19 protein-coding genes are annotated in these 20,719 nt (G+C 60.4%); 5 read left to right on the plus strand and 14 right to left on the minus strand.

Annotated elements, in window-relative coordinates:
• Positions 1-302 precede the first annotated feature (302 nt).
• A complete protein-coding gene (locus GVL52_RS20825) occupies positions 303-650 on the plus strand; it encodes a hypothetical protein (RefSeq protein ID WP_200847872.1) in 348 nt (115 codons plus the stop codon).
• Between the two features lie 12 nt (positions 651-662).
• Here the strand turns inward: GVL52_RS20825 and GVL52_RS20830 are convergent, their stop codons facing one another.
• Positions 663-818: an entericidin gene (locus GVL52_RS20830; protein WP_160010663.1), complete on the minus strand. Its 156-nt coding sequence runs from the start codon at positions 816-818 to the stop codon at positions 663-665.
• Positions 819-969: 151 nt separating this feature from the next.
• Positions 970-1,911, minus strand: a complete 942-nt coding sequence (locus GVL52_RS20835; RefSeq protein WP_200847869.1) for a LysR family transcriptional regulator — start codon at positions 1,909-1,911, stop codon at positions 970-972.
• A 73-nt stretch (positions 1,912-1,984) separates the two neighbouring features.
• Between GVL52_RS20835 and GVL52_RS20840 the strand changes: the two genes are divergently transcribed.
• The 3 genes from GVL52_RS20840 to GVL52_RS20850 all read left to right on the plus strand — a co-directional run bounded on the left by GVL52_RS20840 (position 1,985) and on the right by GVL52_RS20850 (position 3,831).
• On the plus strand, positions 1,985-2,239 hold the full coding sequence (locus GVL52_RS20840) for a hypothetical protein (protein ID WP_160010667.1): 255 nt from the start codon (positions 1,985-1,987) through the stop codon (positions 2,237-2,239).
• Positions 2,240-2,317: 78 nt separating this feature from the next.
• Complete coding sequence (locus GVL52_RS20845; RefSeq protein ID WP_160010669.1) at positions 2,318-2,518, plus strand: hypothetical protein; 201 nt, start codon at positions 2,318-2,320, stop codon at positions 2,516-2,518.
• A 293-nt stretch (positions 2,519-2,811) separates the two neighbouring features.
• The gene (locus GVL52_RS20850; RefSeq protein WP_160010671.1) at positions 2,812-3,831 is read left to right on the plus strand and encodes a GlxA family transcriptional regulator; all 1,020 of its coding nucleotides are present in this window, start codon (positions 2,812-2,814) and stop codon (positions 3,829-3,831) included.
• A 54-nt stretch (positions 3,832-3,885) separates the two neighbouring features.
• Here GVL52_RS20850 and GVL52_RS20855 read toward each other — a convergent pair whose 3' ends face one another.
• From GVL52_RS20855 to GVL52_RS20875, 5 genes are all read right to left on the minus strand, one after another.
• A complete protein-coding gene (locus GVL52_RS20855) occupies positions 3,886-5,211 on the minus strand; it encodes a diguanylate cyclase (protein WP_200847873.1) in 1,326 nt (441 codons plus the stop codon).
• Positions 5,212-5,382: 171 nt separating this feature from the next.
• Positions 5,383-6,213: a response regulator gene (locus GVL52_RS20860; protein ID WP_160010673.1), complete on the minus strand. Its 831-nt coding sequence runs from the start codon at positions 6,211-6,213 to the stop codon at positions 5,383-5,385.
• A 244-nt stretch (positions 6,214-6,457) separates the two neighbouring features.
• Positions 6,458-9,025: a mechanosensitive ion channel family protein gene (locus GVL52_RS20865; RefSeq protein WP_160010675.1), complete on the minus strand. Its 2,568-nt coding sequence runs from the start codon at positions 9,023-9,025 to the stop codon at positions 6,458-6,460.
• Positions 9,026-9,230: 205 nt separating this feature from the next.
• The gene (locus GVL52_RS20870) at positions 9,231-10,670 is read right to left on the minus strand and encodes an MFS transporter (protein WP_160010677.1); all 1,440 of its coding nucleotides are present in this window, start codon (positions 10,668-10,670) and stop codon (positions 9,231-9,233) included.
• 192 nt (positions 10,671-10,862) lie between these two features.
• The gene (locus tag GVL52_RS20875; protein ID WP_160010679.1) at positions 10,863-12,017 is read right to left on the minus strand and encodes an amidohydrolase; all 1,155 of its coding nucleotides are present in this window, start codon (positions 12,015-12,017) and stop codon (positions 10,863-10,865) included.
• Positions 12,018-12,208: 191 nt separating this feature from the next.
• Here GVL52_RS20875 and GVL52_RS20880 point away from each other — a divergent pair, with 191 nt between their 5' ends.
• On the plus strand, positions 12,209-12,994 hold the full coding sequence (locus GVL52_RS20880) for an IclR family transcriptional regulator (RefSeq protein WP_160010681.1): 786 nt from the start codon (positions 12,209-12,211) through the stop codon (positions 12,992-12,994).
• 44 nt (positions 12,995-13,038) lie between these two features.
• Here GVL52_RS20880 and glpK read toward each other — a convergent pair whose 3' ends face one another.
• From glpK to GVL52_RS20915, 7 genes are all read right to left on the minus strand, one after another.
• Positions 13,039-14,550, minus strand: a complete 1,512-nt coding sequence (glpK, locus tag GVL52_RS20885; RefSeq protein ID WP_160010683.1) for a glycerol kinase GlpK — start codon at positions 14,548-14,550, stop codon at positions 13,039-13,041.
• Positions 14,551-14,701: 151 nt separating this feature from the next.
• Complete coding sequence (locus GVL52_RS20890; RefSeq protein ID WP_160010685.1) at positions 14,702-16,426, minus strand: ABC transporter substrate-binding protein; 1,725 nt, start codon at positions 16,424-16,426, stop codon at positions 14,702-14,704.
• A 78-nt stretch (positions 16,427-16,504) separates the two neighbouring features.
• Positions 16,505-16,786 (minus strand): DUF2160 domain-containing protein, encoded by a 282-nt coding sequence (locus tag GVL52_RS20895; RefSeq protein ID WP_160010687.1) that lies wholly within the window; start codon positions 16,784-16,786, stop codon positions 16,505-16,507.
• Positions 16,787-16,802: 16 nt separating this feature from the next.
• Positions 16,803-17,630, minus strand: a complete 828-nt coding sequence (locus GVL52_RS20900; RefSeq protein ID WP_160010730.1) for a carbohydrate ABC transporter permease — start codon at positions 17,628-17,630, stop codon at positions 16,803-16,805.
• Positions 17,631-17,656: 26 nt separating this feature from the next.
• Positions 17,657-18,523 carry a carbohydrate ABC transporter permease gene (locus GVL52_RS20905; protein ID WP_160010689.1) on the minus strand — a complete coding sequence of 289 codons (867 nt, stop codon included), beginning with the start codon at positions 18,521-18,523 and terminating at the stop codon, positions 17,657-17,659.
• Between the two features lie 3 nt (positions 18,524-18,526).
• Positions 18,527-19,597: an ABC transporter ATP-binding protein gene (locus GVL52_RS20910; protein ID WP_160010691.1), complete on the minus strand. Its 1,071-nt coding sequence runs from the start codon at positions 19,595-19,597 to the stop codon at positions 18,527-18,529.
• A gap of 11 nt (positions 19,598-19,608) precedes the next feature.
• On the minus strand, positions 19,609-20,685 hold the full coding sequence (locus GVL52_RS20915) for an ABC transporter ATP-binding protein (protein WP_160010693.1): 1,077 nt from the start codon (positions 20,683-20,685) through the stop codon (positions 19,609-19,611).
• Positions 20,686-20,719: the final 34 nt, after the last annotated feature.

Consider the following 20,719-nt stretch of genomic DNA (forward strand, 5'->3'; position numbering starts at 1 on the left):
CCTGGCCCATACACGGCAAGGCTCACTTTCTCCGGGACGCAATACCTGATCCGGAGAAGCAGCGGTTGTCCCCCGCCACGCAGCCATTCTTAGCGGCACATTCTTACCGGATGGTTAGTGAGCACTTAACCAAAGATAAATTTCGGCACTTTTGGAAATTTTGTTTCGGCAACGGTCCAGGCACTTCATGGCACGTCGATATGGCGGCGGCACCAACGCAGGTTTTCCATCGACGGCGCATCGACTATAAGGCGTCGAATGCGACTCGCAGCCAATGCCGACAAACGACATGGAGTATCCTGATGACCTCAGCCCCGTTTCCCGATCCTGAAACGATCGCCACGAAACTGTCTTCGCTTGGTGATCAGGACCAGGCCTACGTCAAGCTGCTGCTGGAAAACCCCAAGCAGGACGACAGCCTGATCGATGGGCTACATCGCCATCTGCACAACGCGTCGCGCGCGCCGTTCCTCAATTCGCTGAAACTCGAAAATCTTGGAAAATGGATCGGAGACGCAGCGCCGCCACGTCTCCAGATCCGTTTGATGGAGGCCTCGAAGTCGAGCCAGCATCCCGCCTATATCGCCTTTCGCAAAGGCCTGACAGCATCCGGTGGTCTGGATAAAGCCTATCCACCGGCTCAAATCTAACGGCCTTCGCGTTTAGCGCTTGGCCGCGTGGTCGACCGTACGACCGGCGTCCTGCGTAGCGTTGACGGTGTTCGCCGCATCGCGGCCGACACCACGGATGGTATTGGCGCAGGAGGCCAGTGAAAACATAAGCATGATGGCAGCACCAATTTTAACCGTGGTCGTCATTATGGGAAATCCCTTGTTTGAAATCGCTCTTCGCAGGCAGTCGCGTGACTGCTGCGCGCTGATAACGCACTGAACCCAAAAAGGTTTCACAGGAATTTCATTTTTGACGAGATGGCATTTCCGCATCTCGATGACGACAGGCAAATGGCCGTCAGGCGGCCAGCGCCTTGGCTTTTTCGCTGAAGGCAAGCCGGATGCTCTCGGCAACCGTCTGCATCGGCGGCGTCAGCTGTGAGACCGTCAGCAGGCGAATGTCGAAAGAGCCAAGCTCGGGAAGACCTTCCTGCGCGCCGAGGATGACCATGTCATCACCGACATAAGACCGCGGCAATGGCGCGATGGCCAGATCCGACACCACAGCGGCGCGCTGGGCCATCGTGTGACCGCTGAGGAACGCCACCCGGAAATCACGCTTCATCCGTTCCAACTGCGCCAGTGCCTCAAGCCGCCAGATGCAGCCCTCTTCCCATATCGAGATCGGCAGCGGCTCGCGCCGATGCGCCGTGCCACACTTCGCCCCCGCCCAGACCAGCCTCTCGCGATAGACGATCTCGCCATCGGTGGGCAGCGGACGCGTGGCGCAGTTGATCAACGCCAGATCGAGCCGCTGCTCTTCCATCCGCTTTCTGATCCCCATGCTCATGTCGATGGTCACATCGACCATGATCCCCGGAAAGCTCTCGCTGAAGCTCTTGAGGATGGAAGGCAGCACCCGCTCGCCGATATCCTCAGGCGCACCGAGGCGAACGACGCCGCTGAGCTCGGGCATGATGAAACGTGACACCGCTTCGTTTGACAGAGCGAGCATGTTGCGCGCGTAGGAGAGCAGCGTTTCGCCATGCTGGGTCAGCGATACGGAGCGGGCATCGCGCAGAAACAACGTGGTACCAAGCTGTTCCTCCAGCTTCTTGATCTGCATCGAGACCGCCGACGGCGTGCGGAAAACCGCTTCGGCAGCAGTCGAAAAATTGCCCGTTTCGGCAATCGCCACGAAGGTCCGCAGAACATCGTTGTCGAGCAGCGGAATGGGACGGCGAAGCGGAGTTGTCATCGTCTCATCTTTCAATTTTTCTGATACATAACACCATATCATTTTGTTTGTCTGAAAGTCAACGTGAGCGCAATCTGGTCAGCATCAGAGCAATTCGATGAATGGAGACGGGCAGATGACCATTGAAACACTCATGAAAGGCCTGCGCGCATTCATCGACCGTCGCCGTATTCTGGCAACGAGGCGATTGGCCATGGATCAGATTGCGAGGCAGCCCGAGCACCTCGCCGCAGACCTGAACATCCCCGCGCTGGGTGCCCGTCCGGGCATCACCATCGTCATCATCAGTGCGATCGGCTGCCCTATCCGACACATCAGCCAATCATTCAAAAACATTGATGATATCCATAAACTCTATTCGTTTGATTGATGGGCCGCATCGGACCATATCAGGAACAACGAATTCACAACCGGAAGCAGTCGGTCGATACGAGAAAAGGACATCGAGATGACCACGATCAGCTACAGAGATACCAAGCTATCCCATTCAGGCGAACACTATCCGTCGCTTTCCGCCTATGCCCGCAAGCTTACCCGCGCATGGCATCAGTGGCAGGCAGCCCGCGAAATCGAGTCCATGCCGATCGACATGCGCAAGGATTTCGGCTGGCCATCCGCAGACAATGTAGACGAACACAAGGCCATGTAATGGATGCGACATACCTCCCCGCCTGAAAGCGGCGCCTGCTTGCCGGCAGCGCCGCTTTCGTCGTTTTAGGCCGGACCAAATTTAATCTTGAATATCAGGAACATGTATTTTCGAGTGGTGTCTCCGCGGACATTTGTTCTTGGCGCCAGCCAATTGACCGAGATCAATTATAACAATGTCGCAATTTTGCTCTTTGCGGCCGCATTTTTCCATGAGAATGTCGCTTTCGGACTATCTATGCGGCGCAATCCAAGCACCAATAGCGCATTGGCCCTCCATCACGGATTTGTCTCATGAACAAGATGTCGCATAAGAAACGCTCTATCGTCTTTTTCATGGTTCCGCAGTTTACCATGCTGCCGTTTTCGGCAGCGATCGACACGCTGCGCATCGCCAACCGCATGCTGGGTTACCAGGCCTACACATGGCGCCTGGCATCCGTCGATGGCGAAAAGGTCCATTCCTCTTGCGATATCGGCATCGAGGCCAACAGCTCGCTGGCCGATGAACGTCGCAATCTCGGCGGTGAAAATCGCCCGAGCATGGTGCTGGTCTGTTCGGGCATCGACGTCGAGGAATTCAACAACAAATCGGTCAATGCGTGGTTGCGCGAATCCTACAATCGCGGCGTCGCCGTCGGCAGTCTCTGTACGGGCGCACATGTGCTTGCCCAGGCCGGTCTCCTGAACGGCAAGCGCTGTGCGATCCACTGGGAAAACCTGCCGGGCTTCTCTGAAGCCTTCCCGCAGGCGGAGGTCTATGCCGATCTCTACGAAGTGGACAGCAATCTCTACACCTGCGCCGGTGGCACGGCCTCGCTCGACATGATGCTCAATCTGATTGGCGAGGATTTTGGCGAAACGCTGGTCAATCGCGTCTGCGAACAGCATCTGACCGACCGCGTCCGCAGCCCGCATGACCGCCAGCGCCTGCCGCTGCGCGCGCGCCTCGGCGTCCAGAACGGCAAGGTGCTGTCGATCATCGAACTGATGGAAGGCAATCTGGCCGAACCGCTGTCGCTGCTCGAAATCGCCGATGGCGCCGGCCTGTCGCGGCGCCAGATCGAACGCCTTTTCCGCCAGGAAATGGGCCGCTCGCCGGCCCGCTACTATCTCGAGATCAGGCTCGACCGCGCTCGCCACCTGCTGGTGCAGTCATCCATGCCGGTCGTCGAGGTCGCCGTTGCCTGCGGTTTCGTCTCCGCATCGCATTTTTCCAAGTGTTATCGCGAACTTTACCACCGCTCGCCCCAGCAGGAGCGTGCGGAGCGCAAGATGACGATGGCAACAGCGCGCCAGGCAATCGCCGCCTGACCGTTGGTGGCGGTTATCTTGCCGCCCCTCGATTGCCTCAGCCCGGCATAGCGGTCATTGCGCCGCTATACCGACCACGCGCGCATCCGAATAAACCTGATTTCGTCCATGATTCTTGGCCATGTAGAGATACTGGTCGGCGGCATTGAGGTAGTTTTCGAACGTTTCGTAGCCGCCGATTTCGGCAACGCCGATCGAAACGGTGACAGAGATTTCGTCTTCCTCGGCCACGACCTTGAGGGACTGGATATCCTCTCTCACCATGTCGCAAAGCTCGGTCGCCGCCGCCGAATCCATGCCTGCGAACAACATGGAAAACTCCTCGCCCCCCACCCGCGACAACAAGTTGTCGCTGCCGTTGAACAAGTGCTGCAACCGCGAGGCGACGGCCTTCAGAACCCTGTCGCCAATCTCATGCCCATAGGTATCGTTCAGGCGCTTGAAGTGGTCGATATCAAGAATGGCAACCGATGCCGGCCGGGAGCCACGCAAGCATTCCGTCACGATGCGCGGTCCCTGGTCGTAGAAGTAGCGCCTGTTGTAAAGCCCGGTGAGATAGTCGCTGGCCGCCGCCGCCCGCAATTGCTTGAGCTGCGCCAAGGTCTCGACATTGTGCGAAATCCGACATTGCAGCTCTTCCGGCACGAAGGGGCGGTACACGAAGTCGCTGGCTCCAGCCTTGAGGAAGCTCGCCGACAGCAGTCGATCGCCCGAAGACGATATGCCGATGACCCGCATGCGGTCCGAACTGTAGCGGTTGCGGATTCGTCTGGTCAGCTCGTATCCGTCCATGTCGGGCATGTGGTGATCGGTGAGGACCAGCTCGATGTCGGGATGCTTTTCCAGCACATCGAGCGCTTCCACCCCGGTACCCGCCTGGCACACCATGAACTGCTGCGCTTCCAGAAGATCCGCCAGCGCGTGTCGGGCAGAGACAACGTCATCCACGACCAGAACGCGCGTTCTCCGGTTTGAGATCGCGCGGCGCACGCTCGCCAAAAGACTGTCGAGCGCGAACTCGTTGTCCTTCAACACGTAGTCCACGACATTGCGCGCCGTAATCCGATTGCGAACCTCGGCGTTGAACGTTCCGGTAAAGACGATGGCCGGAATATCATGCGCAATCACCTGATCCAGCGCCTTGCCATCTGCCGAGCCGGGCAGATTGAGACCGACCACTGCCATGGTGAACCGATGCTGCGCATCGGCAAGCGCGGCATCAAGTGCATCTTGCGATGGGCAATGCGTCACGGTGAGGCCGAGTTCCGTCTCGAAGCGATGCGAAAGAACCGAAGAGAACATTCGCGAATCCTCGACAAGAAGGATGGTACGTCCTTCCATCGGCGATGTCTGCCGCTCACGCAGGATGTCTGTTTTCATCATGTCGGTGTCATGCCCCTATGCAGCATCGTCGTTCCAACAGCCACCTTCCTCGCACACAAAGGCGTGCCCGCAGGCAACCAGCATGCGGAAAACAACGAGCCGATGGACAGGCCATGGGGCGTCAGTGACGCTCCATGGCCTTCGTCAAGCAATGTGCTGGTGTGCGCCTTATGCGCTCTTGCGCGCCGGCTGCATGGATTGGATCTGCAGCAGCGTGTCGAGGTTCTGGTTGACGCGGCAGTAGAACTCTTCGTCGATGAACGGCCGCAGCATGAAGTCGTTGCCACCGGCCTTGAGAAAGCGGGCAGACAGCAATCGATTGGACGACGACGAGACGCCGATGATCCGCAGCTGGTGAGAGCCGATGCTGGAGCGGATGCGTCGCGTCAGTTCGAAGCCGTCGATATCGGGCATGTTGTAGTCGGTGATCATCAGGCCGATGTCGCGGTTGGCCTTGAGGAGCTCAAGCGCCTTGGCACCGCTATCGGCCGTGCTGACACGGAAATTATAGCGTTTCAGGCGGCTCGACAGCAGCGCACGCGCCGTCGGGCTGTCATCGACGATCAGCACGTGATGACGATGATTGGTCAGGAAGCGGCAGATCGATTCGGCCAGCAGATCGACGGCGAAGACATTGTCCTTGAGGATATAGTCGACGATATCCTTGGCCATCAACTTGTCGCGCATGCCTTCCTGGAAGGTGCCAGTGAAGACGATCGTCGGAATGCTGAGATCAACCAGATATTCCAGCGCCTCGCCATTTTCGGCACCCGGCAGGTTGATGTTGGAAATGGCCAGCGTAATTTCCTGGGATGACTTGTCGTAGCAAAGTTGAAGCTCTTCGAAGTTCCTGCATATCTCGACATCGATGTCGAAAAGTTCCTTCAATCGCTTACTGATCATCGACGTAAAGACATTGGAATCTTCCGCCAGAACAATACGAACATCGTCAAACATGCCACCGGAATATTGCATCCCGGAAATACCCAAAAACGCCATTTCAAATCCCCAAAAAGAACGTGTCTCCCTGGTTCAAATCGATACATCACGGTGTTTGAATAAGTATTAAACCCAATCATTCTTTGATCGGCAAAATAGCTTCTGCCCCAACCGGCGCGGCATTGTTCGAAACATGATTAAAGGAAATATTCTCCGCACTATATCCGATAGCCTAGTGACGCGCCGAAGACGGCGCACCGGGCAAAACAGCAATGAAACCGAAGGACGCCCTCCGAGCAGACATTTAGCCTTCGATAGACTTGCCACGCAGGCGACGCACGCGTCCGTCGTCCTCATCGATATCGTGGTTATCAGCCGGCTCATCTGCAGCACGCTCCGGCGCAAGAACGGCGACATCGGGTTTCACCGTATCCGGCTGACGATGGAACACCACATCGCTTTGCGGCAGCGGTATCTCGATCGCCTCCTGTCGGAAACGCTTCAGGATCGCGATGCGCAGGTCGTTGCGTACCTTGAGCCCGTCGCCCATGTCGCCGAGCATGAAGCGCAGCTCGAAATCCAGAGAGTAGGGGCCGAAGCGCAGGAACTCGACATGCGGCTCCGGATTGCGCAGCACCAGCGGCACGGCGTTCACCAGTTCCAGCAGGATGTCCATGACCTTCTGCGGATCGGAATCATAGCTCACCGACACCGGAATTTCCGAACGGCCCATCTTGTTGCGATGGGTCCAGTTGCCGACATTGGCGTTGATGAGTTCCGAGTTCGGGACGATGATCGACTGCTTGCGGAAGGTCTCGATTTCCGTCGCCCGCACGGAGATGCGCTTGACGATGCCTTCGGCCGTGCCGGAGACCACATGGTCACCGACCTTGAACGGCCGCTCGACCAGCAGGATCAGGCCGGACACGAAGTTGGAGACGATGTTCTGCAGACCGAAACCGATACCGACCGACAAAGCGGACGCGACAAGTGCAAAGCTCGAAAGATCGATCCCTGCAGCAGAAACGCCGATCAGCGCCGCTATGCCGACGCCGAGATAGCCGATACCCGTCTTGACCGAATTGCGAACCCCGAGATCGACATGGCTGCGGGCCATGACATTGTTGTCCAGCCAGCGCTGCACCCAGCGGGTCAGCAGATAGCAACCGGCAAACAGAAGGATGCCGGTCAATATCCCGATCAGCGAGATGCTGATGCCGCCAAGCCGAACCTCGGTCAGCAGCCGATAGGCAATCAGCTGCAGGTCCTGCACATGGAACCCCCACAGGAGCAGAATGAGCGGAATACCGGCAGCCAAGGCGACGCCGTAGATGCAGAAACCGACCAACAGCCCGACCTGATCGATCACCACCGGCCCGAGGTTGAAGCGTGTGGCCAGATACTTGCCGGGCGCAGTATCGCCAAACGTCTCGTTGCGCGAAATTGCCTTGCCCGAGAGCAGACCGATATAGGTCGTCACCCCGATGGCACCGGTAAAGATGAGCTGCGAGGCGATGAAGCGCGCCAGGCCGACATAGCCGCTCAGGGCAGCGATGATCAGTAGCGCACCCAAAATCCGCAGGATGATCGCCAGCCCCTTCGGCCAATGCCGTCCCGGCGCATCCGGATCGCGGCTCTTTGCCATCATCGGCCGTCCAAACGACGCGGCTATGAGGATCAGGCCGATGATCAGCGCCGCAATCCAGCTCCTGACAACGGTCAGGACCAGTGGTGAGCCCATCGATTCACTGATGCTTCCCAGGAAATAGTCGAGAGCATGAACGACGGCCATCGCCAGCAGGCAGGCACTGATCGAGCTTGCACCGCGGTTGGACAATCTGACCAGGCGCCACTGCGGATCGCGTGGAGCAAACACGGCATTGGTGAAGCGACGGACAAAGTAGATGAGCCCGATCGTGCCGAACAGCGCAGCGACGACAGGTGCGATATCCGGTCTCAAGACATTGAAGCTGGTGAGGAAGAAGAACGAGGTGACCAGCAGCGTCGCCAGCGACAGCGTCCTGATCAGCATCGACCAGAAGGCGATCGACAACCGGCTGATATAGGAGGGTTGTTCTTCGCTCTCCTTACGCTGCAGATAATGCCCGAAAAGGCGGTAGCTGCCGGAAAGCAGGATCAGCGCGGTCGCCAGCGACATGAATATCGCCGCAGCAAACGCAAACGCCTTGAACTTCAACACGAAACCGAGCCAGCTCGTCAGTGCCTGATGAAACGCCCCGACCTCCTGCACGAATGCAGATGCAGCGTCACCGAAGACCGACGCGGAAATGTCGGTACGGCGCAGCAGTGTCGCCGCAAAAAGCTGGCGGCGGAGTTCGGCGATCTCGTTGCTCAGTCTGCCGATCATACCCGTCAGGTTCTCGGCATCGCCTTGAACCGCATTGAGCTGCGCCCGTTCGGCCGTCAGCGCGCTGCGCTCGTTGGCGACAATGTCAGCCTCGGGCGGCTGCCCCTCCTTCGGCGGTTCGCCAAGCTCGGCCAAACGAGCCTTGATCTGGTCGAGGCGCGGCGCAAAACGCGCCGAGATATCGGCAACCCCGCGGTTGAGCTCATCGGCCCTTCCCGCAAGCGCGACCAGCCCGTCGTCGTCATCGCGGTTCTGCTTCACGCCGTCCTGCAGCGAGACAAAATCCGCTTTCGCCTTCGCCATATGCTTGGCAGCCTGCTCGGCTGGCGCGCTGGGTGCAGGCACAGCCTCCTCGGTCGCGGTCTGGTTCGCGGTCCGGGCCGCAGGTTGCGGATCCTGGACCTGTGCAGCCGGCGTTGGCGACTGCGCATAGGTGACATCAGCGCCGGCCATGGCCAGCGAGAGAAACAGAAAGCTCCGAAGCAGAATACGAGTCAGCCGCAAAATATCCCCGCTGGGGTTCGATTATGAGAATTAGCGCCTGCTTTTCATAGGAAAGAAAGGCGACAGAAAGGCGACGCGATCGGAAGCCACGCGACTTCTTACCAACGCAACGACCGTCGATACCACGGAGCCGCCAACAACGCGACGCGGAAATCCGCCGCCTGCCGTTGGAAATCGGCCCGTTGCGGCGCCTCAAGCCTGCAGCTTAGCGCTCAAACTTGTGCCCGGAAACCTCGGCACCCGCATCGTGCTCAAGCTGCAGGAAGCGCAGGGACGAGACAACCCCGATGATCCCGATGACCACGAAAGCCCAGCGGAAATCGATGAGCCCCGGATCTCCCAGACCCCGGACCGCTGCCGACACGTTGAGAACTGCGGCCGCAATCGCCACGCCAAGCAGCATCGACACCTGTTGCAGCATGCTCGACAGCGTCGAAGCCGAACTTCTCTGTGCGCCGCTGATATCGGCGAAGGCAAGCGTGTTCAGCGCGGTAAACTCCATCGACCGCGACAGGCCGGCAATGAACAGCAATGCATAGATCACCAAGCGCGGCGTCTCCGGTGCCAGAAACCCGCAAGCCGCGATCGAAAGCGCGGCAATCAGCCCGTTGAACCAAAGCACCGTACGGAACCCCAGTCGGGCAAGCAGCGGCGTGGTCACCGCCTTCATGCCGAGATTGCCGAGGAAATAGACCAGCAGATAGGCACCCGCCTCGATCGAACTGAGGCCGAAGCCGAGCTGGAACAACAGCGGCAGCAGGAACGGCGTGGCATTGATGGCAACGCGGCTCGCAGTGCCGGCGGACAGGGTCGCAATTGCAAAGGTCGGCACCCTGAACGACGAGAGATCAAGCAGCGGATTGTCGATGCGCAGAAAATGCCGGTAGGCCATGACCGACAAGACGATCCCGGCAGCCAGCATCAGCAGCACCGGCAGCAAGCCACCATGCCATTTCACCGACAACTCGAGTGCCGCAAGCAGAAGCGTCAGCCCGGCAGCACTCAGCACGAAACCGCGCATATCCAGCCTGCCGGCATCTTCCTCGCGCTGCTCTGGCACGAAGCGCCACACCAGCACCATGCCGAGTGCCCCGATCGGCAGGTTGATCAGGAAATTCCAGTGCCAGCTCGCATAGGTGGTGATGACGCTGCCGAGCAGCGGCCCGATCACCGGCGCCGTCAGTGCAGGCCAGGTGATCAGCGCAATCGCCTGCACCAGTTCGGATTTGCGGGCGTTCTTCAGGACGATGATCCGGCCGACCGGCGTCATCAGCGCACTGCCAGCTCCCTGGATGGCGCGAGCGATCACGAACTCGACCAGCCCGCCGGAGAGCCCGCAGAACAGCGAGGCGACAGTGAAGACGGCAATCGATGCCATGAACACCCGCCGCGCGCCATAACGATCGCCAAGCCAGCCGGACAGCGGAATGAACGCCGCCATCGTCAGCATGTAGACGGTGATGCCGATACTCATCGACACCGTCGGGACACCGAAGCTCGCGGCCATCTGCGGCAGCGAGGTGGTGACGATCGTACCGTCGAGGATCTGCATGAAGAAGGATACGGCGACAACCAGCGCCACGATTTTCGAGCGGCGCGCGCTCTGCGCATCGCCATCCTTCTCGACCGTCTCAACTGCTGTCATCGAACTGCCAATGCGAAATAGGAGCAAATGACCAATGGCAGCAGCACGAACGGCGCAGCGGAAATGGTCGATCGAATCGTGAATAGGCCCATCGCGGCATACAGGAAAGGGCAAACGAAGCCCTGCTCGAAATTTCGCACGGTCGATCACGACCTTGTGACACATCCGAAGATTTCGGCCCGGTGGCTGACCTCAGCCCAGGATGTTGGTGATCGCACGCAGGAACACCCGCGCGCCGATCGGGATCAGTGCCTCGGGGAAATCATAGTCGGGATTGTGCAATTGCGGATGCGTCTCGCCCGATCCCAGGAAAAACATCGCCGATGGTGCGACCGTCCTGAACAGGCCGAAATCCTCCGAACCCTTCATCGGCAGCAGCGGACTGTCGCTCTGATGGCTGATACCCTCATCATCCAGTGCGCGGCGTAACGCGTCGACAGCCTCGGGCGAATTGCAGCACTGCCGGAAGATGTCCTCGTAGGAGACCTCAATCTGCAGCCCGGCCGCCCTGGCCTCTGTACCCGCAAGCGTCTCCGCACGCTGCACCAGATCGGCCATCCGCTCATCCGTCAGCGTCCGCAGCGTCGCCCATATTTCGGCCCGCCCCGGGCTGATCCCGAAGGCAGGTTCGCCAAGCCGCGCATGCGTGACCGTCACCAGCGAGAAATCGGCCCCCATCGGCGCATGGCTACCGAGATCGGTCAGCGCGGCGAGAAGCCGCGCAACAGCAAATGTCGGCGCAATTCCATCTTCCGGGCAGGAGGCATGGGAAGTCTTGCCGGTGAGCACGATCTTCATGCCCCGCGACGCGCAATTGACCGGCCCATCCCGCAACAGCACATGCCCCAGCGGGATGCCGGGGAAATTGTGCAACGACAGCGCCATGTCGGGTTTGAGCGTTGCGAATTCAGGATCGGCGAGAACGGCTGCAGCGCCTGCCCCGTTCTCCTCCGCCGGCTGGAACAGCAGCACGACCCGGCCCTTGGTCGGCCGCTTCTGACCAAGCGCCGTGGCCAGCGCCATCAGGATCGACATGTGGCCATCGTGGCCGCAGAGATGCCCCTTGCCCGATACCGTCGAGCGATAGGCGAGATCGGATAGCTCCTCGATCGGCAGGCCATCGAGCTCCGCCCGGATCATCACCGTCGGCCCGGGGATAGCCCCTTCGTAGACCGCGGCCACCCCATGCCCGCCCAGGTTCGAAACGATCCGGTCGGGCTTGGCCAGCAGCAGCGCTTCCTGGACACGGCGAGCCGTCTCCGCCTCCTCGCCGGAGACTTCAGGGTGGCGATGAAGCTCGCGCCTGAACGCGTTGATATGCGTAAGCTCTTCCTGTGTCAGAAACATCGCCGCTCGTCCTGCAAATCATCCGCATTGATGGCGCGGTGCAGATGGCATTCCCTTGAGTTCCACCGTCGATGCGCCGTGCTCGACGTCACTATAGCCAATTGAAAGCCCCCGGCGATGGCTGCAGCGAAGTTTTGCTTTTCGGTACACCGGTATTTGTATATGTAACGATCTATTCACAGGAGAACAGCATGGACGCGGATGAAGCCGACCGGTACCGGGCGCCAGCTTTGGACAAGGGGCTGGATATCCTTGAGCTTCTGGCCAGCGTCGAGGAAGGGCTGACCCAAGCGGAAATCGCCAAACGGCTGGACCGCAGCCCCAACGAATTCTACCGGATGCTGGACCGGCTGGTGCGCCGCGGCTACGTCACCAAGCTTGAAGGCGACCGTTTCACCCTGACGCTGAAGCTGTTCGGCCTGTCGCAACTCCATGCCCCCGCCCGTCGCCTCGCCTCCTTCGCCATGCCACTGATGCGCGAACTGGCGCAGCGCACCCGGCAGGCCAACCACCTCGTCGTCTTCGACCGCGGCTCGGCTGTTGTCATCGCCCAGCACGAGGCACCCAACTACTGGGGCATCTCGATCCGCGTCGGCTCGCATATGAGCCTCCTGGAAACCGGCTCGGGCCACGTGCTGCTGGCATTTCGCAGCGACGAGGAGCGCGACATGATGATATCGGAACACGCCCGCAGCCGCGACAGCGCTCCGCCCGGACCAGAATTCTACGACCGCCTCGGCGAAATCCGTTCACGCGGCTACGAGGTGATGCCGAGCGCCCAGACCGCAGGCGTCCACAATCTCTCCGCCCCGATCCTCGGCCCCGACGGCCGCGTCATCGCCGCCCTCACCTGCCCCTATATCGGCCTCGTCAACGCACCGGACGCGCCCGATATCCAGCAGACCATTTCCATGCTGCAGCAGGCCGCAGGCGAACTGTCGCTGCTGGCCGGATCGGACGTCAAAATCTCGGGCTGAGCAGGTTAAGGTTTGCCCAAGCAGCTCCGCGCGCCAAGCCGACTTCACTGAGTTTGACTGACCGATTTTCCCGACAGTGTGCGCGATACGGCATCTCGCCAGCCGGCAATCTTCGTTTGCCGCTCGATATCGGCCATCGCAGGGCGGAACTGCCGGCTACTATGCCATGCGCCGGCAAACTCGCGCTGCCCCGGCCAGACACCGGCCCGCGACCCGGCAAGCCACGCTGCTCCCAGCGCCGTTGTTTCCTGCATTGCAGCACGATCGACCGGATTGGCGACGATGTCGGCGAGCCGCTGCATCGTCCAGTCGGAACTCGCCATGCCGCCATCGACGCGCAGCACCGTTTCGATCTGGTGGCCGCCCCAGTCCTTGCGCATCGCCACCAGCAGGTCGAGCGTCTGGAAGGCGACCGATTCAAGCGCTGCATGCGCCAGTTCGGCCGGGCCGCTGTTGCGCGTGAGGCCAAAGATCGCCCCTCGCGCTTCCGGATCCCAGTAAGGCGCGCCGAGGCCGGTGAACGCCGGCACCATGTAGACCCGCTGCCCCGGATCGGCCTTCAGCGCCAATGCACCACTCTCCGAGGCCTGCGAGATGATGCCGAGACCATCGCGCAGCCACTGCACCGCAGCCCCGGCAATGAAGATCGATCCCTCGAGCGCATAGGTGGTCTCGCCGTCGAGCCGATAGGCAATCGTCGTCAGCATCCGGTTCGACGAGGTGACGCGGTCGCGGCCGGTGTTCAGCAGCGCAAAGCAACCGGTTCCGTAGGTCGATTTCATCATCCCCGGATCGAAGCAGGCATTGCCGATCGTCGCCGCCTGCTGGTCGCCGGCAACGCCGAGGATCGGGATTGCAGCCCCGAGGATGGCCCTGTCCGTCACACCGAACTCGTCGGCGCAATCCTTCACCTCCGGAAGCACCGAGGGCGGTATCCGGAGCACCCCGAGAAGCTCTTCGTCCCAGACGCCTTCAGCGATATTGTAGAGCATGGTGCGGGATGCATTGGTGGCATCGATCGCATGAACCCGTCCACCGGTGAGGTTGAAGATCAGCCAGCTGTCGATCGTCCCAAAACACACATCGCCGATCTCGGCCCGTTGTCGCAATCCATCGACATTGTCGAGCAGCCAGCGCAGTTTGGTTCCGGAAAAATACGGATCGAGAAGCAGGCCTGTCTTGGCGCGCACCAGCTTCTCGTAGCCGTCGGCCTTCAGGCTCTCGCAGATTTCGGCCGTGCGTCGGTCCTGCCAGACAATCGCCTTGTGCAGCGCCTTTCCCGTTTTCCGATCCCAGACGAGCGTCGTCTCGCGCTGGTTGGTGATGCCGATCGCCGCAATGGCACCAGATGCAATCCCGGCCTTCTCGATCGCCCCCCGCGCCGTATCGACGACGCTCGCCCATATCTCATCGGCATCATGCTCGACCCAGCCCGCATGGGGATAATGCTGCCTGATCTCCATCTGCGCCGACGACACCATCGTCATCCCGGCATCGAAAATGATCGCGCGCGATGACGTCGTGCCCTGGTCGATCGCCAGAATAAAGCCGCTCATTGCCTGCCCCGACTGCATGGAAATACCCTTCCCGCCGGTCGATGGCAGGTTACACGATAGGAAATTGAAATTTTGATGAAGCCGGCGACAGCGCTTGGCCGCCGCCGGCATAGCGATCGGCCGGGACATCAGCCCCAGCCGCAGCAGCCCGTTACTTGGACTGCCAGCTCTTCACCAGTTCGTCGTAATTGACGGTGACCGGCTTTTCCTTCTCGTTCTCGATCTTCAGCTGCGGCGCAAGGTTGCCCTTCTTCACCGCATCAGCGTTCCAATAGGCGAGATCATGCTCCTCGGCGAGCTTCGGGCCGATATCGCCCTGAACCTTGGCGCGCTCCAGGCGTTGCAGGACCTTTTCCTGCTCGGCACAAAGCGAATCCATGGCTTCCTGCGCGGTCTTTGCCCCCGACGACGCATCGCCGACGGCCTGCCACCAGAGCTGTGCCAGCTTCGGATAGTCAGGAACGTTGGTGCCGGTCGGCGACCACTGAACGCGGGCGGGCGACCGATAGAACTCGATGAGGCCGCCGAGCTTCGGAGCACGCTCAGTGAAGCTCTTGTCGCGAATGGTGGATTCGCGGATGAAGGTCAGGCCGACATGGCTCTTCTTCACATCCACCGTCTTCGACGTCACGAACTGCGCATAGAGCCATGCAGCCTTGGCGCGGTCGTCAGGGGTCGATTTCATCAGCGTCCAGGAACCGACGTCCTGATAGCCGAGCTTCATGCCGTCCTTCCAGTAGACGCCATGCGGGCTTGGCGCCATGCGCCACTTCGGCGTGCCGTCCTCGTTGACCACTGGCAGGCCGGGCTTGACGGCATCGGCCGTAAACGCGGTGTACCAGAAGATCTGCTGGGCGACTTCGCCCTGCGCCGGAACCGGACCGGATTCGGAGAAGTTCATCCCTTGTGCTGCCGGCGGTGCATAGGCCTTCAACCAATCCAGATACTTCTGGATCGAATAGACGGCAGCCGGGCCGTTGGTATCGCCGCCGCGCGCGACGCACGAGCCGACGGGACGCGAGTTCTCGTCGACCTTGATGCCCCACTCATCGACGGGAAGACCGTTCGGCAGGCCCTTGTCGCCATTGCCGGCCATCGAAAGCCAGGCGTCGGTGAAGCGCCAGCCGAGTGACGGGTCCTTCTTGCCGTAGTCCATATGGCCGAAGACCTTCTTGCCGTTGACTTCACGGCCGGTGAAGAATTCGGCGATATCCTCATAAGCCGACCAGTTGACCGGGACGCCAAGATCGTAGCCGTACTTCGCCTTGAAGTCGGCCTTGTTCTTCTCATCATTGAACCAGTCGTACCGGAACCAGTAGAGGTTCGCGAACTGCTGGTCGGGAAGCTGGTAGAGCTTCTTGTCCGGTGCCGTCGTGAACTTGGTGCCGATGAAGTCGTTGATGTCGAGGCCCGGATTGGTGACGTCCTTGCCTTCCTTCTCCATCCAGTCGGTCAGCGAGCGGGCCTGCTGGTAGCGCCAATGGGTACCGATCAGATCCGAATCGTTGACATAGGCGTCGTAGATGTTCTCGCCGGACTGCATCTGCGTCTGCAGCTTTTCGACGACGTCGCCTTCGCCGATCAGGTCATGGGTGATCTTGATGCCGGTGATGGCCGTGAAGGCCGGTGCCAGAACCTTCGATTCATATTCATGCGTGGTCAGCGTTTCGGAAACCACCTTGATGTCCATGCCGGCAAAAGGCTTGCCTGCATCGATGAACCACTGCATTTCCTTTTCCTGGTCGGCACGGGAAAGCGTCGAGAGCTCGCCGACTTCCTTGTCCAGAAATGTTTTAGCCTCGTCCATGCCGGCATAGGCGGAACCCGCCATGGCCAGCAGGATGCCTGCTGTTGTCGCTAGTAGATGCCTTCGCATAATATCCTCCCAGGGTTTGCGATTGCAGTCTTCACGTCAGGCGGCCAGTAACCCCCGGCCATCTGTATCTCCTTGACCCTAGACGTAGCGGAACACGCCGATGGCGTAGACTACGGCAAGGCCAAGAGCCCACCACAGGTTGGGTCCGATCAGACCCAGCCATGCGAGATGAATGAACGCTGCTCCCAGCAGCGATATGAAGAGACGGTCTCCGCGCGTGGTCTCGAACCTCAAGACCCCCACACGCGGGGAGCCGCCCGGCGCCAGATACTCCCAGACGCTCATGCCGATCAGAAGCACGAGGATCGTCAGGAAAAACAATGCGGTCGGCAGCGTCCACGCCATCCAGGAAAAATGCATGCGTAATCCTCCCTTATCAGACGCGACCGAGCGCGAAGCCCTTGGCGATGTAGTTGCGGACGAAATAGATGACGAGCGCGCCCGGAATGATGGTCAGCACGCCGGCCGCCGCCAGCACCCCCCAGTCCATCCCCGAAGCTGATACCGTACGCGTCATGATCGCCGAGATCGGCTTGGCCGCCGTCGTCGTCAGCGTCCGGGCGAGCAGCAGCTCCACCCATGAGAACATGAAGCAGAAGAAGGCCGCGACGCCGACGCCGGATGCCACCAGCGGTATGAAGATGCGGACGAAGAAGCGCGGGAACGAGTAGCCGTCGATATAGGCCGTCTCGTCGATCTCCTTCGGCACGCCGGACATGAAGCCTTCGAGTATCCACACCGCCAGCGGCACGTTGAACAGGCAGTGCGCAAGCGCCACCGCGATATGCGTGTCGATCAGCCCGAAGGCCGAATAGAGCTGGAAGAACGGCAGCGCGAAAACCGCAGGCGGCGCCATCCGGTTGGTCAGCAGCCAGAAGAACAGGTGTTTGTCGCCGAGAAACCGGTAGCGCGAGAAGGCATAGGCAGCCGGCAGCGCCGCCAGCACCGAGATCACCGTGTTCATCGCCACATAGGTGATCGAGTTGATATAGCCATTATACCACGACGGATCGGTGAAGATGATCGTGTAGTTCCTGAGCGTCGGGTTGGTCGGCCAGAGCGAGAAGGCCCCGGTGATCTCGGCATTCTCCTTGAAGCTCATGTTGACAAGCCAATAGATCGGCAGCAGCAGGAAGATGATGTAGACGGTCGAAACCACCCAGGAGAAGTTGCCTGCCGGCTTGTATTTCATCGTTTGTGTCATCGATTGAGCCATTGTCCTCTCCTTTCTCACGCGTTCTCGTCGCCGATGGTCATCACGGTGTAGAAGATCCATGAGAGCAGCAGGATGATCAGGAAGTAGATGATCGACATCGCTGCCGCCGGACCGAGGTCGAACTGGCCGACGGCCATCTTCACCAGGTCGATCGACAGGAACGTCGTCGAATTGCCGGGCCCGCCGCCGGTGACGACAAAGGGTTCGGTGTAGATCATGAAGCTGTCCATGAAGCGCAGCAGCACGGCGATCAGCAGCACCCGCTTCATCTTCGGCAGCTGGATGTAGCGGAACACCGACCAGCGCGAGGCCCCATCGATCTTCGCCGCCTGGTAATAGGCGTCGGGGATCGACACCAGGCCGGCATAGCAGAGCAGCACGACAAGGCTGGTCCAGTGCCAGACGTCCATGACGATCACCGTGATCCAGGCATCGAGGGGATCGCGGACATAGTTGTAGTCGAGCCCGATCGCTTCCAGCGTATGGCCGAGCAACCCGATATCGACACGCCCGAACACCTGCCAGATGGTGCCGACGACGTTCCACGGAATAAGCAGCGGCAGCGCCATCAGCACCAGGCAGACGGGCACGCCGAGCCCCTTCTTCGGCATGTTCAGCGCAATGAAGATACCGAGCGGGATCTGTATCGCCAGGATGATCAGCGAGAAGGCCAGGTTCCGCTGCAAGGCTGACCAGAAGCGGTCGGAATGCAGCGTCTGCACGAACCAGTCGGTACCCGCCCAGAAGAACTCGTTGTTTCCAAAAGTGTCCTGCACCGAGTAGTTGACGACGGTCATCAGCGGGATGACCGCCGAGAAGGCGACCAGCACCAGTACCGGCAGCACCAGAAACCAGGCTTTGTTGTTCCAGGTCTTGTTCATGGCTCAGCCCTCCCTGCCGACGCGCCAGGAATTGGCGTAGATGTTGATGGCTGCGGGCTCGAACGTAATGCGCGCATCTGACGGGATTTCGGCATCCTCGGTCACCACGATGGCGATCGGCTGACCCGCAAACGTGGCGCGAACGATCTTCTGCCGGCCGATATCCTCGACCCGGTTGATGGTGACAGGCATGCCCTCGCGCCCGATCCGGATGAATTCCGGCCGGATACCGAGCTCGGTCTTCGCACCCGCTTCCGCTTTCGGCGCATAATCGAGCGCCAGCGTCTCGGTTCCGACGGTGACGCTGTTGCCGGCAAGCTTGGCCGGAATGACGTTCATCCCCGGCGAACCGATGAAATAGCCGACGAAGGTGTGGCTTGGCCGCTCGAACAGTTCGGCCGGCGTGCCGATCTGCACGATTTCGCCCTCGTACATCACCACCACCTTGTCGGCGAATGTCAGCGCCTCGGTCTGGTCGTGGGTGACATAGACCATGGTGAAACCGAACTGCTTGTGCAGCCGCTTCAGCTGCGAGCGCAGCACCCATTTCATATGCGGATCGATCACCGTCAACGGCTCGTCGAACAGGATGGCGTTGACGTCGTTGCGCACCAGCCCGCGGCCGAGCGAGATCTTCTGCTTCTGGTCGGCGGTCAACCCCTGCGCCTTGCGCCGCGCCATCGGCGCAAGATCGATCACCTCAAGTATGTCGCGAACGCGCCGATCAACCTCGGGCTCCGCCACGCCGCGGTTGCGCAGCGGGAAGGCCAGATTGTCGTAGACGGTCATCGTGTCGTAGATGACGGGAAACTGGAACACCTGCGCGATATTGCGCGCCTGCGTCGCAAGGTTGGTGACATCCTTGCCGTCAAACAGGATGCGGCCATGCGACGGTTGCAGCAGCCCGGAGATGATATTCAGCAGCGTCGTCTTCCCGCAGCCCGATGGCCCGAGCAGCGCATAGGCGCCGCCATCGTTCCATTCGTGATCGACTTCGCGCAGCGCGTAGTCCTTGTCGGATGTCGGGTTCGGCCCGTAGGCGTGGCGGATGTGGTCTAGCGTGATGCGTGCCATGCCCCTGCCCCTCAAGCCTTGGCGCCGGACGCAATGGCGCGCCCGTCGGTGTCGAATGCCATCAGATGGCGGGTATCGAGATAGATCTCGATGTCGGTATCCGGGTCGATGTCGTGAATGCCATGCGCCAGCATCACCCAGCGGGTGCTCTCGTAATCGAGATAGACGAAGCTCTCCGAGCCGGTGATTTCGGACAGCTGCGTGCGCGCCTTGAGCCTCGCCGCACCCGCTGTCTGCCCCTGAAGCCCGAGGTGATGCGGGTGAAACGCAACCGTCACCGGTCCGTCGGCCATGCTGCCAAGATGCGCCGGCACCGCGAAGACCGCCTCGCCTTGGCGCTGGAAGGTGCTGCCGGTCTTGACGACGTCGATGAAATTAAGCGGCGGATCGGCAAAGGTCTTGGCAGTCGTCAGATCGAGCGGCGTGCGATAGACCTCGATGGTCGGCCCGAACTGCGTGATACGGCCCTGCGACAGCGTCGCGGTATTGCCGCCAAGCAGCAGCGCTTCCGAAGGCTCCGTCGTCGCATAGACGAAGATGGCACCTGATTGCGCAAAGATCCGCGGCAGCTCGGCGCGCAGTTCCTCGCGCAGTTTGTAATCGAGATTGGCGAGCGGCTCGTCCATCAGTACCAAGCTGGCGTTCTTCACCAGGGCGCGGGCAAGTGCGGTGCGCTGCTGCTGTCCACCGGAGAGATTGAGTGGTGTGCGATCGAGATAGGGGCTCAGCCGCAGCAGTTCGGCAGCCTTGCGCACCTCGCGGTCGATCGTTGCCGCGTCCTTGCCGGCAATCCGCATCGGCGAGGCAATGTTCTCGTAGACGGTAAAGGCAGGGTAGTTGATGAATTGCTGGTAGACCATCGCGACATTGCGCTTCTGCACCGGCATGCCGGTGACATCGACGCCGTCGAAATGGATGGAACCGCTGGTCGGACGATCGAGCCCGGCCATCAGTCGCATCAGCGACGTCTTGCCCGAGAGCGTCGGCCCCAGCAGCACATTCAGCGTGCCTCGTTCAAACGCAAGATTGGTCGCGTGGATGTGTTCATCCCCGCCCACCGTCTTTGCGACATCTAGCAATTCTAGCATTCCGGTTCCCGTGCCTCCTCACAGCGGGGACCAC

It is taken from the genome of Rhizobium sp. 18055 (assembly GCF_902706285.1).
In the GTDB taxonomy this organism is placed as follows: domain Bacteria; phylum Pseudomonadota; class Alphaproteobacteria; order Rhizobiales; family Rhizobiaceae; genus Rhizobium.

Bases quoted from the DNA above. Each gene is read 5' to 3' on its own strand.
- GVL52_RS20825 (WP_200847872.1), top strand. From the start codon at position 303: ATGACCTCAGCCCCGTTTCCCGATCCTGAAACGATCGCCACGAAACTG.
- GVL52_RS20830 (WP_160010663.1), bottom strand. From the start codon at position 818: ATGACGACCACGGTTAAAATTGGTGCTGCCATCATGCTTATGTTTTCA.
- GVL52_RS20835 (WP_200847869.1), bottom strand. From the start codon at position 1,911: ATGATATGGTGTTATGTATCAGAAAAATTGAAAGATGAGACGATGACA.
- GVL52_RS20840 (WP_160010667.1), top strand. From the start codon at position 1,985: ATGACCATTGAAACACTCATGAAAGGCCTGCGCGCATTCATCGACCGT.
- GVL52_RS20845 (WP_160010669.1), top strand. From the start codon at position 2,318: ATGACCACGATCAGCTACAGAGATACCAAGCTATCCCATTCAGGCGAA.
- GVL52_RS20850 (WP_160010671.1), top strand. From the start codon at position 2,812: ATGAACAAGATGTCGCATAAGAAACGCTCTATCGTCTTTTTCATGGTT.
- GVL52_RS20855 (WP_200847873.1), bottom strand. From the start codon at position 5,211: ATGAAAACAGACATCCTGCGTGAGCGGCAGACATCGCCGATGGAAGGA.
- GVL52_RS20860 (WP_160010673.1), bottom strand. From the start codon at position 6,213: ATGGCGTTTTTGGGTATTTCCGGGATGCAATATTCCGGTGGCATGTTT.
- GVL52_RS20870 (WP_160010677.1), bottom strand. From the start codon at position 10,670: ATGACAGCAGTTGAGACGGTCGAGAAGGATGGCGATGCGCAGAGCGCG.
- GVL52_RS20875 (WP_160010679.1), bottom strand. From the start codon at position 12,017: ATGTTTCTGACACAGGAAGAGCTTACGCATATCAACGCGTTCAGGCGC.
- GVL52_RS20880 (WP_160010681.1), top strand. From the start codon at position 12,209: ATGGACGCGGATGAAGCCGACCGGTACCGGGCGCCAGCTTTGGACAAG.
- glpK (WP_160010683.1), bottom strand. From the start codon at position 14,550: ATGAGCGGCTTTATTCTGGCGATCGACCAGGGCACGACGTCATCGCGC.
- GVL52_RS20890 (WP_160010685.1), bottom strand. From the start codon at position 16,426: ATGCGAAGGCATCTACTAGCGACAACAGCAGGCATCCTGCTGGCCATG.
- GVL52_RS20895 (WP_160010687.1), bottom strand. From the start codon at position 16,786: ATGCATTTTTCCTGGATGGCGTGGACGCTGCCGACCGCATTGTTTTTC.
- GVL52_RS20900 (WP_160010730.1), bottom strand. From the start codon at position 17,630: ATGACACAAACGATGAAATACAAGCCGGCAGGCAACTTCTCCTGGGTG.
- GVL52_RS20905 (WP_160010689.1), bottom strand. From the start codon at position 18,523: ATGAACAAGACCTGGAACAACAAAGCCTGGTTTCTGGTGCTGCCGGTA.
- GVL52_RS20910 (WP_160010691.1), bottom strand. From the start codon at position 19,597: ATGGCACGCATCACGCTAGACCACATCCGCCACGCCTACGGGCCGAAC.
- GVL52_RS20915 (WP_160010693.1), bottom strand. From the start codon at position 20,685: ATGCTAGAATTGCTAGATGTCGCAAAGACGGTGGGCGGGGATGAACAC.